General features: G+C 67.7%; 14 protein-coding genes and 1 pseudogene. 11 read left to right on the forward strand and 4 right to left on the reverse strand.

Annotated elements, in window-relative coordinates; genetic code table 11:
- Window positions 1–2 precede the first annotated feature (2 nt).
- Window positions 3–2,204, reverse strand: coding sequence for a cation-translocating P-type ATPase (locus tag ACIPV1_RS03070; protein WP_123937985.1), 2,202 nt, complete (start codon window positions 2,202–2,204; stop codon window positions 3–5).
- Window positions 2,201–2,458: a heavy-metal-associated domain-containing protein gene (locus ACIPV1_RS03075; RefSeq protein ID WP_243648838.1), complete on the reverse strand. Its 258-nt coding sequence runs from the start codon at window positions 2,456–2,458 to the stop codon at window positions 2,201–2,203. Before ACIPV1_RS03075 ends, ACIPV1_RS03070 begins: the two co-directional genes overlap by 4 nt.
- Before the next feature lie 92 nt (window positions 2,459–2,550).
- Here ACIPV1_RS03075 and ACIPV1_RS03080 point away from each other — a divergent pair, with 92 nt between their 5' ends.
- The 10 genes from ACIPV1_RS03080 to ACIPV1_RS03125 all read left to right on the forward strand — a co-directional run bounded on the left by ACIPV1_RS03080 (window position 2,551) and on the right by ACIPV1_RS03125 (window position 9,078).
- Window positions 2,551–3,228: a hypothetical protein gene (locus ACIPV1_RS03080; RefSeq protein ID WP_123937983.1), complete on the forward strand. Its 678-nt coding sequence runs from the start codon at window positions 2,551–2,553 to the stop codon at window positions 3,226–3,228.
- Window positions 3,229–3,266: 38 nt separating this feature from the next.
- Window positions 3,267–3,581, forward strand: a complete 315-nt coding sequence (locus ACIPV1_RS03085; protein WP_079238218.1) for a metal-sensitive transcriptional regulator — start codon at window positions 3,267–3,269, stop codon at window positions 3,579–3,581.
- A gap of 95 nt (window positions 3,582–3,676) precedes the next feature.
- Window positions 3,677–4,120 (forward strand): hypothetical protein, encoded by a 444-nt coding sequence (locus ACIPV1_RS03090; protein ID WP_096897504.1) that lies wholly within the window; start codon window positions 3,677–3,679, stop codon window positions 4,118–4,120.
- Window positions 4,121–4,223: 103 nt separating this feature from the next.
- Window positions 4,224–4,829 (forward strand): DUF305 domain-containing protein, encoded by a 606-nt coding sequence (locus tag ACIPV1_RS03095; RefSeq protein WP_079238220.1) that lies wholly within the window; start codon window positions 4,224–4,226, stop codon window positions 4,827–4,829.
- 107 nt (window positions 4,830–4,936) lie between these two features.
- Window positions 4,937–5,905, forward strand: coding sequence for a peptidoglycan DD-metalloendopeptidase family protein (locus tag ACIPV1_RS03100; protein WP_402725757.1), 969 nt, complete (start codon window positions 4,937–4,939; stop codon window positions 5,903–5,905).
- A 198-nt stretch (window positions 5,906–6,103) separates the two neighbouring features.
- Window positions 6,104–6,718, forward strand: a complete 615-nt coding sequence (locus tag ACIPV1_RS03105; protein WP_079238222.1) for a cadmium resistance transporter — start codon at window positions 6,104–6,106, stop codon at window positions 6,716–6,718.
- A gap of 20 nt (window positions 6,719–6,738) precedes the next feature.
- Complete coding sequence (locus tag ACIPV1_RS03110) at window positions 6,739–7,230, forward strand: signal peptidase II (RefSeq protein WP_158521905.1); 492 nt, start codon at window positions 6,739–6,741, stop codon at window positions 7,228–7,230.
- Window positions 7,227–7,964, forward strand: coding sequence for a cytochrome c biogenesis CcdA family protein (locus ACIPV1_RS03115; protein WP_099051938.1), 738 nt, complete (start codon window positions 7,227–7,229; stop codon window positions 7,962–7,964). The genes ACIPV1_RS03110 and ACIPV1_RS03115 overlap by 4 nt, the downstream gene beginning before the upstream one ends.
- 131 nt (window positions 7,965–8,095) lie before the next feature.
- A complete protein-coding gene (locus ACIPV1_RS03120; protein WP_079238223.1) occupies window positions 8,096–8,443 on the forward strand; it encodes a helix-turn-helix transcriptional regulator in 348 nt (115 codons plus the stop codon).
- Window positions 8,440–9,078 (forward strand): cation diffusion facilitator family transporter, encoded by a 639-nt coding sequence (locus tag ACIPV1_RS03125; protein ID WP_079238224.1) that lies wholly within the window; start codon window positions 8,440–8,442, stop codon window positions 9,076–9,078. The genes ACIPV1_RS03120 and ACIPV1_RS03125 overlap by 4 nt, the downstream gene beginning before the upstream one ends.
- Before the next feature lie 534 nt (window positions 9,079–9,612).
- On the opposite strand, the gene ACIPV1_RS03130 is transcribed toward ACIPV1_RS03125, so the two are convergent.
- Window positions 9,613–11,628 (reverse strand): cation-translocating P-type ATPase, encoded by a 2,016-nt coding sequence (locus ACIPV1_RS03130; protein WP_123937977.1) that lies wholly within the window; start codon window positions 11,626–11,628, stop codon window positions 9,613–9,615.
- Window positions 11,625–12,011: a helix-turn-helix transcriptional regulator gene (locus tag ACIPV1_RS03135; protein WP_123937975.1), complete on the reverse strand. Its 387-nt coding sequence runs from the start codon at window positions 12,009–12,011 to the stop codon at window positions 11,625–11,627. The genes ACIPV1_RS03130 and ACIPV1_RS03135 overlap by 4 nt, the downstream gene beginning before the upstream one ends.
- 328 nt (window positions 12,012–12,339) lie before the next feature.
- Here ACIPV1_RS03135 and ACIPV1_RS03140 point away from each other — a divergent pair.
- Window positions 12,340–14,313 (forward strand): annotated as a pseudogene (locus tag ACIPV1_RS03140) (acyltransferase family protein); the annotation flags it as partial.
- Window positions 14,314–14,386: the final 73 nt, after the last annotated feature.

Genomic DNA, 14,386 nt, shown 5'->3' on the forward strand with positions numbered 1-14,386 from the left:
TCCTATCGGGTGTGGAAGGTGCGGAGGCGGAGGCTGTTGCTGACGACGAAGACCGAGGACAGCGCCATTGCGGCGCCGGCGATCATCGGGTTCAGCAGGCCGGCCATCGCGAGCGGGATCGCGGCGACGTTGTAGGCGAAGGCCCAGAACAGGTTCACCTTGATCGTGCCGAGGGTGCGGCGGGCGAGCGCGATCGCGTCCGCCGCGGCGCTCAGGTCCGCTCGGATGAGGGTGATGTCGGCGGCTTCCATGGCCGCGTCGGTGCCGCTACCCATCGCGATCCCGAGATCCGCGGCGGCGAGAGCGGCGGCGTCGTTGACGCCGTCGCCGATCATCGCCACGGACCGGCCCTGCTGCTGCAGCCGGATGACGGTCCGGTACTTGTCTTCGGGGCGTACCTCGGCTTCGACGTCGTCGATGCCGACCTCGGCGGCGACCGTCCGGGCGACGTCTTTAGCGTCGCCGGTGAGCATGATCGTGCGCAGCCCCATGTCGTGGAGGCGTCGGATCGCGTCCGGGCTGGTCGGCGCGATGGTGTCCGCGACGCTGATGACGCCGCGGGCTGCGCCGTCCCATGCGACAACGACCGCGGTCGCGCCGCCCCGCTCTGCGGTCCGGACCGCGTCCGTGACCGCTTCGGGGATGGTGATGGCCCACTGGTCGGTCAACCACGCGGGTCGGCCGACGAGCACGAGGGTGCCGTCGACGACGGCTTGGACGCCGAGCCCGGCGGTGGACTGGAACGATTCCGCGGTGGGGTGGTCGGTGGCGGCTGCGGTGATGGCGCGGGCGATCGGGTGTTCGGATCCTGCTTCCGCGGCGGCGGCGAGGGCGAGCACCCGGGTGTCGGTTTCCCCACCGACGGCGGTCACCTGGTGGACGCTCATCTTGCCGGTGGTGACGGTGCCGGTCTTGTCGAGCACGACGGTGTCGATCCGGCGGGTGGCCTCGAGGACCTGGGGTCCGCGGATGAGGATCCCGAGCTGGGAGCCACGTCCGGTGCCGACGAGCAGCGCGGTGGGAGTTGCCAGCCCCAGGGCGCAGGGGCAGGCGATCACCAGGGTCGCGACGGCGGCGGTGAACGCGGCTTGCACGTCGCCGGTGAGCAGCAGCCACCCGATGAGGGTCAGCACCGCCAGGCCCATGACGATTGGGACGAACACGGCGGAGACCCGGTCGGCGAGGCGCTGCACCTCGGCCTTGCCGGTCTGCGCGGACACGACGAGCCGGCCGATGCGGGCAAGCTCCGTGTCGTGGCCGACGCGGGTGGCTTCGACGATGAGTCGGCCGCCGACGTTCACGGTCGCACCGGTGACGGTGTCGCCGGGGCCGGCCTCGACGGGGACCGCTTCACCGGTCATCACGCTGGTGTCGATCGCGCTCGTGCCATCGGTGATGGTTCCGTCGGTGGCGATGCGTTCACCGGGACGGACCACGAACCGGTCCCCGACCTGTAGTGCTGCGGTCGGCACCTCGGTTTCGACACCGTCTCGGAGCACCCGCGCAGTCGGTGCACCCAAGGCGAGGAGCGCCTGCAGGGCGGCGCCGGAGCGGTCCTTCGCGCGGGCCTCGAAGTACCGGCCGGCGAGGAGGAACACCGTCACCGCGGCGGCGACTTCGAAGTACGGCTCCGGAGCCGCGCCCGGGTGCGGGAACCAGGAGAACGCCATCTGCATCCCGATGTGCCCGGCGCCGCCGAACACCAGCGCCCAGACGGACCACACGGTCGCGGCGGCGACGCCGACGCTGACGAGGGTGTCCATCGTCGCGGCCCCATGCCGGGCGTTGATCGCGGCAGCACGATGGAACGGCCACGCACCCCACACAGCGACCGGCAGCGCCAGCACCAGAACGGCCCACTGCCATCCCGGGAACTGCAGGACCGGGACCATCGACAGCGCCACCACCGGGACGGCGAGCACCGTGGACACGATCAGGCGCCGACGCAGCGGCGCGAGCTCGTCGGTGTCCGCGCCGGCCGGTTCGGGCAGGTGCGCGCCGTACCCGGCCGCTTCAATGGTCCGGATCGCGTCGTCGACAGCGAGGTCCGCGGGGAGCGTGACGGAGGCGCTTTCGGTGGCGTAGTTCACGCTCGCGGTCACGCCGGGCAGCTTGTTCAGCTTCCGCTCGATCCGGTTCGCGCACGACGCGCAGGTCATCCCCTCGATGGTCAGCTCAACCGGCGGGGTGCTGGTCGTGGTCATGATGCGACCAACGTGTAGCCGGCCTCCTCCACAGCGGCGGAGACTTCCTCCTGCGGCAGGTTGCGGGTGCTGGTCACCCGAGCGGTGGAGACACCGCCGACGTTGAGGTCGATCGTCACGTCCGTGACGTCCGGCACGGCGGCGAGTTCCTCGTTGACACTCATCACGCAGTGCCCGCACGTCATGCCCGTGATGGCGTACGTGTTCGTCAGCTGCTCGCTCATCGTGGTGATCCCTTCGTCGTTCACGTTCATCAGGTACCCTAGGGGGGTACCGTAGCGAGTGTAACGCCGGTCGGGCGGATGTGTTCCCAATCCGCCGAACCGGCATCCGGAAAGAGGACGTGATGGCGAGCAGAACTGATCGGCGCGAAGAGGCGCGGCGGAAAGCCGCTGACCGCAGAGCGGAACAGCAGCGCAGTCGCACCCGCCGGTGGTGGCTGCTGGGCGCCGCCGTGGTCGTCGTCCTCGCCGCGGTCACCACGATCACGGTCGCCGCGCTGAACCGTGGCAACGACACGGCGCCAACAGCGTCCGGAGCGACGGCGGCACCGCCGTGGCCGGCCCCCGCGGATGCGGCGGCGCGGGCGAAGGCTGCCGGGCTCGAGGTGGCGGGGATGGAAGGTGCGGCGCTGCACACCCATCAGCATCTGTCCGTGTCCGTGGACGGGGAGCCGGTGGCGGTGCCGGCGAACATCGGCGTCGACGTGCAGCGGGGCGGCATGTCTGCACTCCACACCCACGACACCTCCGGCATCGTGCACGTCGAGTCCGCGAAGGTGCAGCCGTTCACCCTCGGACAGCTCTTTACCGAGTGGGACGTGACCTTGCGAGACGGGCAGGTCGGCGGGTACGTCGACGGGAAGAACGACCGGCACGTCGCCGTGTTCGTCAACGGCACCCGCACCACCACGCCGCTGCCGGATCTGGAACTGCAGGACCAGCAGGACATCGCCATCGTCATCACCCGTGGGTCCGGTACGCCGATCGCGCCGACCCCGTTCGATTGGTCGACGGCGGCATGAGCGCCGCTACCGTAATCGGTGAACCCCGAGGAGCGTCCATGACCGACACCACCGCGCCCGCAGCAGAGCACCACCACGGGTACATCACCGCGAAGGAGGACTACCTCAAACGGTTGCGCCGCATCGAGGGGCAAGCCCGCGGCCTGCAGCGGATGGTCGATGAGGAGCAGTACTGCATCGACATCCTCACCCAGGTGTCCGCGATGACGAAGGCGCTGCAATCCGTCGCGCTCGGCCTGCTGGATGACCACCTCGCGCACTGCGTCACCGACGCCGTCGCCGAAGGCGGCGACGAGGCGGCGGTGAAGCTGAAGGAAGCCTCCGACGCGATCGCCCGCCTCGTGCGCGCCTAACCAGCTCTCCGCCCGCCAGACGGGGCGGTTGTCCTCTCAGCGCTCGTCCTGCACCATAGAACCCGCACCCCGACCAGTCATCAGTACGGATCCGCATGCTCACCACCGCGAACACCACGCGCCGCCGCCTGCTGCTGCAGGCCACGGCGGTGCTGGCGTTGCTGCTGCTGGTCGGGTTCACGGTCCTGATGCACAGCATGCTCGGCCACGCGACCACCGGCGAGCACGCCATGACCGCCATGACGGCCGAGCACACCCACAGCGACGCAGCCGAGCACGCTGCCGCGCCGGCTGGCGCGGTGGTGAGCGTGCTCAGTGATGCTGGCTGCGATGGCGGCCTGTGCGCGCTGATGTGCTCCCTGATGGGGATGGCCTGCGCGCTGACGATCGCCCTGTTCGCGTGGGCGCTTCTGCGCACCCGGAACGGCGGGGTCCTCTACGTCCTCGCACGCCTCCTCGCCCTCGGGGACCGTGTCGCACGCCGCGTCGCGGCACCCAAGCCGCCATCACTGACGGCGCTGCAGATCATCCGTATCTGATCCATCCCCGGCGGGAGCGCTCCCTTCGGAAGCTCTCGCATGCCCAGAACACGGGCAGGTATTCGCCTGCCCGGAACACCTGACGCATCACGGGAACGGATCCATGAACACCACCATCACGCGCACCCTCGCGGCCACCGCCGCCCTCACCATCGGCCTCACCCTCGCCGGATGCTCCACCAACAACGCCGGCTCCTCGGACAACTCCTCCTCGTCGTCCTCGTCGTCCTCGTCGACGCACAATGACCAGGACGTGACGTTCACGCAGGGGATGCTGCCGCACCACAAGCAGGCCATCGAGATGAGCGACATGCTCCTCGCCAAGGGCTCCGACGTGGACCCCGACGTCGTCACGCTCGCGAAGCAAATCAAGGCCGAGCAGGCACCGGAGATCAAGACGATGACCGGCTGGTTGAAGGCCTGGGGCGAGCCCACGGAGATGTCGAGCATGTCCGGGATGGATCACTCCTCCATGTCGGGCGGGATGATGTCCGACGCCGATATGAACGCCCTCGACAGTGCCTCCCCGGCGGACGCCGGGAAGCTGTTCCTGCAGCAGATGGTCGAGCACCACACCAGCGCTGTCGACATGGCGAAGACCGAAGTCGATAAGGGCAAGAACACCGACGCGGTCGCGATGGCGAAGTCGATCGTGTCGAGCCAGACCGAGCAGATCAGCCAGATGAAGGACATGCTCGCGTCGATGTGACCCCGGCCGTGGGTCGCGGCGGTGTCCCCCCTCCCTGCCGCGATCCGCGACCGGCTTTCCCCCTCTCCCGCTCGAGCACCCCGCCGAGCGGCCCTGTTTCTTCTGACGTGCTCATCCCCGTCCGCCGTCTTTCTTGGAGCCTGCCTGTGCCCCAGCAGCACCCCCACACCCCCACTGCAACGCCGCTGACGCGCCGCGAAGCCCTCGCCGCAGAACGCGCCACACCCCCCGCTCCGCGGACGCCCCGCATCCGCCGGACCCCCGCTGTCGTGAGTCGGCCGCCGCTGCCCGCCGTGACGGTGGCCGCGCCGGCTCCGACGCGGACGTTCCGATCCCGGGCGCTGGCGGCGATTCCGCTGACCGGTGCTGCTGCGGCGATGGCGCTGTTCACCGCCGCGGCGCTTCCCGCGCAGGCATCTACCGGCCCCGCCGTCACCGTGCCCGGCGGCACCCCGTCCGCTACCGGGCAGAGCTTCACCGCGACCGGGCTGACCGTGACCGTTGACCGGGACGGCTACACCGTCACCAAGCCCGCCGTGAAGCCCGTGATCACCAAGACGACCACCAGCACCACGAACAGCGCCACAGCAGCGGCAGGTAGCACGGCTGCAGTCGCGCCCACCGGGACGATCGTGAACACCGGCGCCGGCGATATCCGCTGGCCCGTCGCCGGCAGCATCCGGGTCAGCTCCCCGTTCGGCCCCCGCCTCGCCCCGTGCGCGGCGTGCTCGTCGATCCACCAGGGCGCCGACATCACCCCCGGCGCCGGCACCCCCATCGGCGCCGTCGCCGCCGGCACCGTCCGAATCTCGGGCACCCACCCGGAGTACGGCCAGTACGTCATCATCGACCATCAGATCGACGGTCAGACCATCTCCACCCTCTACGCGCACATGATCTTCGGCTCGTCACCGCTGCATGCCGGGCAGAGCGTCGCCGTCGGGCAGCTCGTCGGCCTCGTCGGCAACACCGGCGCCAGCACCGGCGCCCACCTGCACCTGCAGGTCATGCTCGGCAGCAGCACCCCAATCGACCCCATTGCCTGGCTTACAACGAATGCCGGGCGCACCTTGTGAGCGGCGCCCACTCAGCCCGCTCCGCGGCAACCATCCGATCGCGCGCCGACGATCGCCTCCGGGCCGGCGGCAGCGTTGTGGAGAGCCGGCCGGCTGCACGTCGCCGATCATCGGTCGATACCGATATGATCGGCGTATGACGATCACTTGCCGGATGATGGTTCCCGTGTCTCGGCCGCCGCTTGTTGAGTCGAACCGATGATCGGCACGATTGCGGCGGCGGTGGGTCTCTTTGCTGCCACCAACATCGATGACGTCGTGGTCCTGACGGTTCTGTTCCTTGCATCGACGCGTGGAACGTTGCCGGGGTGGAAGGTCGTCGTCGGTCAGTACGCCGGCTTCATCGCCCTCGTCGCGATCAGTGTCCTCACTGCTGCGGGGCTCACCATCGTTCCGGACAAGTGGGTGGGACTGCTGGGGCTCATCCCCCTGGGTATTGGTCTGGTGGGGTTGGTCCGTGCTCTGCGACGACGCGGTGATGACGACGACGATGACGACGACTCGGCAGTGCGCGCCGGCGGGGTCCTCGGAGTCGCCGGGATCACCATCGCCAACGGCGCCGACAACATCTCCCTCTACACGCCGGTGTTCCGGACGACCCCGATCCCGGACACCGTGGTCACGATTGCGGTGTTCCTCGTGCTCGTCGCGGTGTGGTGCCTCGTGGCTCGCTTCGTGGGGACGAACAAGACCGTCACGGAAGCCCTCGAGAAGATCGAGCACTGGCTCGTGCCCGCCGTGTTCACGGGCCTGGGCCTCTACATCCTGATCGAGTCCGGCGTGATCGTGCGCCTCATCGACGTGCTCTCGTGAGAGCAAGCATCCGAGTGGTCGTGGTGCTGCTGATCGCCGCGGCCGCGCTCACCATCGACCAGCTCACCAAAGCGTGGGCACTGTCCGGCCTCGGCCCGTCGCGCACAATTGAGCTGGCTCCGGGTGCGACCCTCCAGCTCGTGTTCAACCCAGGCGTCGCTTTCAGCCTCGGCAGCGAGATGGGGCCGCCGCTCGCACTCGGCATCATCGCCCTGACGTTGTGCCTGGCAACGTGGGCAGTCGTGCGCGCCGTGCGCGGCGCCGACATGCTCGCCACTGGGCTGATGAGCGTCGCCGTCGGCGGCGCCGCAGGCAACCTCTGGGACCGCATCACCCGCGCCGAGTCCGGGCCACTCACCGGCGAAGTCGTCGACTTCATCAACATCGACTGGTTCGCCATCTTCAACGTCGCCGACATCTTCGCCACCCTGGGGATCGCCGGATTCGCGATCCGCTTCCTGATGCCGGGCAGGCACAAGGACGAGCCCGCGCCCACGGAGCGATCAGCGTGAACGGGAACCCCTTCGCGGAAGCGATCCTCAGCGGACAGCTCCTGATCGCCGTGCCGGTCGCACTCCTGGCCGGGCTGGTGTCCTTCCTCTCACCATGCGTCCTCCCACTCGTCCCCGGGTACCTCGGCTTCATCGGCGGTGTCGCAGAGCAACGCCGCCGCAGCACGCTCACCCTGGGCGTGCTCCTGTTCATCCTCGGCTTCACCGTCATCTTCGTCGCCTACGCCGCCGCATTCGGCGCCGCCGGCTTCTGGCTGATCCGCTGGCGCGACCTGCTCACGCAGATCCTCGGCGGCTTCGTCATCATCATGGGACTCGTGTTCATCGGCCGCTTCGGGATCCTGCAGCGCACCCTCAAACCACGATGGAAACCGGCCACCGGCATCGCCGGCGCACCCCTGCTCGGGATCGTGTTCGGGCTCGGCTGGACCCCCTGCCTTGGCCCGACCCTCACCGCGATCAACCTGCTGAGCCTGCAAGCCGCGAGCACCTGGAACGGCGTCCTGCTCGGCATCGCCTACTGCCTCGGACTCGGCATCCCCTTCCTCCTCCTCGCCCTTGGAACCACCTGGGCCACCACCGCGATCAGCCGCGTTAAACGGCACCTACGGACCGTGAACCTGATCGGTGGTGGCACGCTGATCCTCATCGGTGTCCTCATGGTCACCGGACTGTGGTCATCGCTGATGTACACGGTCGGCGCACACATCGGCCAGTACGTCACGCTCCTCTAACACCCAGGTGCAGCCCGCTGCAACGCATGGTCGACGGCGGCATCCCCATGGTCACGATCGAGCAAGCACCGCCCCAGAACCAATGGCCGACCTTGAACGCACGAACCGCGCTACGCCGATATCATCGGCATATGCCGATCGTAGAAGCGCGGGGCGATCTTGCCGCGGTATCGCTGTTCCACTCTCTCGCAGACCCGACCCGGCTGCGCATCCTGCGCCGACTCCGCCACGGGGAAGCTCGCGTGAGCGACCTCGTCGCGGAGCTCGGTCTTGCCCAATCGACCCTCTCCGAGCACGTCGCGTGCCTTCGCGACTGCGCACTCGTGGAGGGGCGGGCGCAGGGCCGGCAAGTGTTCTACAGCCTCGCCCGTCCGGAGTTGATGGACCTCCTCGAGTCCGCGGAGACACTGCTGCAGGCCACCGGCTACCAAGTCGATCTCTGCGGCACCTATGGCTCGGACGCGAGGGCTGGCGAATGAGCACGCTCACCGAAACCGAAACGGAGCAGCTCACCCGACGAGGGCTCCGCCTCGCGCAGTTCACCGTCGCATACAACGTCCTCGAAGGAATCGTCGCCATCACGGCTGGGATCGCCGCGGGACTCGTTTCCGTCATCGGGTTCGGTATCGACTCCGGAATCGAATCGATCGTCGCCGTGCTGGTGGGCATCCGCCTCGCCGCCAGGCTCCGCCACGGCGAAGCGGACGAGGGTAAGGAGCGACGCACGTTGAAGTTCGTCGCCGTGACGTTCTTCCTCCTCGCCGCCTACGTCGTGATCGATGGCATCCGCAGCCTGATCACCCACGAAACACCGGAGACCTCCCCGGTCAGCATCGTGCTGCTGGTCCTCTCGATCATCGTCATGCCGGTCCTCGCCGCACTCAAGACCCGAGTCGGCAAGAAGCTCGACGACCCGCTCATCCTCGCCGACGCGGCAGAAACTCGAATCTGTGTCCTCCTCAGCGTCGCGACCCTCATCGGACTCCTCCTCTACACCCTCACCGGCGCAGCCTGGCTCGACCCCGTCGCAGGATTCGTCATCGCCCTCTTCGCCATCCACGAAGGACGCGAAGCGTGGGAAGGCGAACTCGTGGAAGACGACGATGACGACTGAAACGACCGCTTCATAGCGACACCGAACACCGCTCAAAAGCTGACACAAAGCGAAGCTGCTCACACTCTGTGCCTCGCGGGGCGAAGAGCGGACCAACGGGATGCAGAACACCACCGCAACGCGCACAGCTGCAGATGAGCAAACTGGGGCTGCCTCGCGTTGCGATCAGAGCCGCGAGAAGAAGGGCGGGGGCCTCACCAACCCCCGCCCTTTCAGCTGCTGGACGCAACAGCTAACCCGGCGTCACCTCGGACGGACGGGCTCGTCTTCAACCCAAGCATTGCCTTCAGTCTCGGACGGGACATGGTTCACCGCTCGCGGCCGGCATGATCGCCCTCACGCCGTGCCTGGCGACGCGGGCTGATGTTGCCGATGGGGCTGCTATCCACTGAAGTAGGTCAGCGTTCTACCTAGTGGGTGCTGCGGAGCAGGAGCCGCGGCAAGTATTTGTCTGTCAGGGGCAGCCTGTTGCATGCTCACTCCCGCTCCGACGGCAGCACGGTTACGGTGACCCGGTCCGGGATCTGGAGCGGATCACGCGCGTGGTCGTCGTGCAGCGCGAACTCCGTTGGCGATGACGACCACCTCGGCGAGCTCGTGAACAAGGACGACACCAGCCAGGCCGAGCGCTCCGGCCAGGGCGAGCGGGAACAGGACGACGATGATCGCGAGGGAGAGTCCGATGTTGCTGGTCATGATGCGACGTCCCCGGCGTGCGTGCAGGAGCGCTGCCGGGATGGCGCGCAGGTCGGTGCCGGTGAATGCGACGTCGGCGGATTCGACGGCTGCAGCGGCACCGGTGGCGCCCATCGCGATGCCGACGTCTGCGGACGCGAGGGCGGGCGCGTCGTTCACGCCGTCGCCGATCATCGCCACGGTACCGTTGCGTCGGAGTTCGTTGACCGCGGATGCTTTGTCCTGTGGGAGCTGTTCGGCGCGGACGTCGTGGATCCCAGCGCGGGCGGCGAGCGTGGTGGCGGTGCGTTGATTGTCGCCGGTCAGCATGAGGGTGCGGATGCCCGCTTCGTGCAGTGCTGTGATGGTTTCGGCGGCTTCGTCGCGCAGCTCGTCGCGGACGCCGACGACGCCGGTGATGACGCCGTCGATTTCGACCACCACGACGGTTTCACCGTTGCGCTCGAGCCGGTCGATGTCTGCCTGGAGTGTTCCGGCTTGCAGCCAGCGCGTGCTGCCGACTCGGACTCGTCGCCCGTGGACCTCTCCGGTGAGACCGCGGCCGGGTTCTTCCGTGACGTCGAATGCTGCCGGCGGCTGGTCCACGGCGTTGGAGATCGCTGCTGCGAGCGGGTGGGTGCTGTGTCGTTCGAGTGCAGCTGCTGCCGTGAGGATGTCCTGGCGGTCGTGACCGGGGGCGGTGACGACGTCGACGACTTCGGGGGCGTTGCGGGTCAGCGTGCCCGTCTTGTCGAACGCGACCGCGGTGACGGCGCCGAGCTGCTCGAATGCCGCTCCGGACTTGATGATGACGCCGAACTTGCTCGCCGACCCGATCGCGGAGATCACTGTGACGGGCACGGCGATTGCGAGTGCGCACGGGGATGCTGCGACAAGGACAACGAGTGCGCGCTCGGTCCACGTCGCCGGGTCACCGACGATGAACCCGAACACGACGACGAGCGCCGCGACGATGAGTACGACCGGGACAAGGGGGCGGGCGATGCGGTCCGCAAGACGGGCGCGTTCACCCTTCCGGGATTGTGCATCTTCGACGAGTCGCACGATGGTTGTCAGGGAGTTGTCGTGGCCATCCGCTGATGCCTCGATCTGCAAGGCGCCCTGCCCGTTGACCGATCCGGCCGGGACCGAGTCGCCGGGACCCACTTCGACAGGGATGGACTCGCCGGTCACTGCGGACGTGTCGAGGCTGCTCCGACCAGCGGTGACGATGCCGTCTGTGGCGACCCGTTCCCCGGGGCGCACCACCAGCAGGTCCAACGCTCGGATCTCCTGCGCCGGGATCTCAACCTCTCCTGAGAGTCGAGAGACGCGGGCGGTGTTGGGGATCAGGTCCAGCAGGGCGCGGAGGCCTTGCCGTGCGCGGTCCATCGCCCGGTCCTCGAGAGCTTCAGCAATTGAGAACAGGAACGCCAGCGCGGCTGCTTCTGCGACCTTGCCGAGCAGAACCGCGCCGATCGCGGCGATCGTCATCAGCAGACCCACGCCCAGTCGGCCCCGGAGTACCCGACGGATCGCGCCGGGGACGAACGTCCACGCTCCGGCGAGCAGCGCGGCGCCGTGCACGATGGTGCCCGCGACGGTGAAACCGCTCCAGTCGAGCCCATAGCCGATCAGCAGGAACACGCCGGCGAGGGCCGGGAACAGTAGCGCCCGATCGCGCCAGACGGGGACGAGTCCGTCGTCGTCGTGCTCCGATGCCGCGGCGTCGTGATTGCAGCAGTCATCGTCGGCGTGGCCGTGTGAGTCGGTGCCGGTCACTTGCAGGCTCAGCTCGCTTTCTGGCCGACGCACCTGCACGGCAAGCGGCTGGCGTTCCTGCCCCTCCTCCGGCCCGCAGCATTCGCGGCTCATCGGATCGCCTTCATATCCTGCAGGACACTGGACGTCGTCGTGTCGCAGCACAACGGCACGTCGCATGCGGGGTCGGCACAGTCGACGCCGTCATCGACAGCGAGGACCACCTCGACGAGCGCTTCCAACGCCTTCGTAATGTGCGGGTCCGCGATTTCGTAGCGGGTGCGGCGGCCCTCCGGGGTCGCGACGACGATGCCGCATCCGCGCAGGCACGCGAGGTGGTTCGACACGTTGGTCCGCGTGAGCGTCAGCTCGTCAGCCAGCCGGGCCGGGTACCCCGGCTCGTCCAGCAAGCTCAACAGGATCCGAGAACGGGTCTCATCCGCCATCGCCCGGCCGAGCCGGTTCATCACGTCAAGCCGCGAAGCAAGTGTCAGCATGCGATGACCATACAGCGCATGATGACCAATCGCCAGTTGACCAGGTCCCGCCGCTTAGCGCGGGCCCCGGGTTTCAACCGCGTGCATCTGGGCGCCACGTCGATCCAAGTTTCAATCACACTGGTTAAGCCTGCGCTTGCACCATCGGCCTCCGCGACGGTGCAGCTTGACGGTGTGCACGACGCGAGAGGCGGTGTTCTGCGCGCCGCTCGGAATCGCAGCGATGGTCCTCGCCACATCAGCTAAACGTTCAGTAGCTGGGGCGCCGAACCGGGCCGACAAGCGCTCGTCGTTTCGAGTTCACCCGGGGTAGCTAGCGTCGCGGACGATGCTGCCTCGGGAGTATGGCTCGTTCCGAGCCGACGTGCACGCGATCCGGGCTGTCGCCGTGGCGCTTGTGGTGCTGTATCACGTGGATTTCGGCTGGTTCCGTGGCGGCTTTGTGGGAGTGGATGCCTTTTTCGTCGTCTCCGGGTACCTCATCACCACCCAGCTCGCTCGAGAGCTCCAGTCTCAGGGGCGGATAGACCTCCCGAGGTTCTGGGCTCGCCGTGTTCGCCGATTGGCGCCTTCGGCGCTGGCCGTCCTCGTCACCGTTGGAATCGCCGCAGCGGTGTTGTATCCGAAGGAAGACTGGCCGAAGGTTGGGGGGCAGTTCGCCGCGAGTGTGGCCTACGTCGAGAATTGGGCGCTTGCCGCGTCGAGGACTGACTACCTTGCGGCTGGCACACCGTCCACTCCGTTTGAGCATTTCTGGTCACTCAGCGTCGAGGAGCAGTTCTACATCGGCTGGCCGGTCCTGCTCCTGGTGGTGTGGAAGTACGTTCCACGAAAATCGGCGTTGCGCTGGGTCGTGGGGGCAGTGACCGGAGCCTCAGTCGTCAGTTCCATCTGGTTGACGGTCTCAGACCCCGCAGCTGCGTACTTCTGGCCGCATACGCGCGCATGGGAGTTCGGCGTCGGTGCATTACTGGCGTTGCTTGGGCCAAACCCCGGGCGACGGTTCTCGGTTCCTGCGCGGCTGCGGTTTGGAACTGCTCTGTTCGGTTGGATGGGCCTGATTGGTGCCGGCGTCGCACTCTCGGCAAGGGTGCCGTACCCAGGCATTGCTGCAGCGATCCCCGTCACGGCGACCACTCTGATCATCGCCGCAGGCGCCGAGGGCGGGGTGATCGGGGTGATGCTGCGTTGGAGTCCGGTGCGCTGGCTTGGCGCCATCTCGTACCCGTTGTACTTGTGGCACTGGCCGGTCGCGCTGTTGCTCCCGCGACTTGTTGAACTACCACCGCCGGTTCGAATCGTCGCCACTGTCGTGTTCGCGCTGATCCTCGCCCAGTTGACACACGTCTTGATCGAGAAGCGCGTTCGTTCCGGCTTGCTCTCACGGTACCGTCCAGCCACTGTTCTCGCCGGCGCGGCAGGTCTGATGGTGGTGTTGCTGATCGTCCCGACCGCGGGCTGGGCGGCACTGCAGAGTCAGGAGCGTCGGGACCGGGATGTCGTGTCCATGTTGCGCGGGGACGGCTGCTTCGGTGCTGCTGCTGCGTGGAACCGTTCCTGCCGGCTCAGCGGTGATCCGCGACAACCATTCACCCCGGCGACCTTGACCGCGGCGTACGACATCGACCCGACCTGGGACAAGTGCCAGGCGCAGACGACCGCAGCGCGCAGCTGCGTGGTCGGGGTGCGAGGGGGCACTCGGGTGGCGTTGATTGGGGATTCCCACGCGCACCAGTGGTCGTCGGTGTTGATACAAGTTGCTCGCGCACGAGGCTGGGAGCTGCACCTCTATGTCAAGGGCGGGTGCGACTTCTCACGCGTGCGATGGTCGGACGTGTCGGACACGAATCAACGTCGATGCGCCATCTGGAACGACGACGTCGACCGCTCGTTGGAAGCCGAAGCCCCCTACACGCTGGTCTTCACGGCCGCTCGTGCGGACCTCCGCGGACGACCGGTGGGAGCTGACCATGATCGGGCGGCGCAGCGCGGCTACCGCGCGTCATGGGATCCGGTGATTACCCGAGGGGCCACTGTCCTTGCGATTCGGGACACCCCCGCAGCTGGGACCGGTGTGCAACGTTGCCTCGACGTGAATCCGGGTGCTGTCTCCCGCTGTCGATTGAGCACAGGACGAGCGTTCGCGGCGAAGGACTACCTCGCTGTTGCGGCGCAGCGCATCCGCGGTGCACAGGTGCTGGATCTGACGTCGTCGTTCTGTCGTGCTGGGTGGTGTCCTGCGGTGGTTGGGAACGTGCTTGTGTATCGGGACTCGCAGCACATCACCCGCACCTACGCGAACACTCTCACTCGTCCCCTGCAGCGCACCATCACGGCAGCACTGGCTCGAGCCTCACCAGCGACGAAGCGAACGG

Source organism: Curtobacterium sp. NPDC089991, from assembly GCF_044748425.1.
In the GTDB taxonomy this organism is placed as follows: domain Bacteria; phylum Actinomycetota; class Actinomycetes; order Actinomycetales; family Microbacteriaceae; genus Curtobacterium.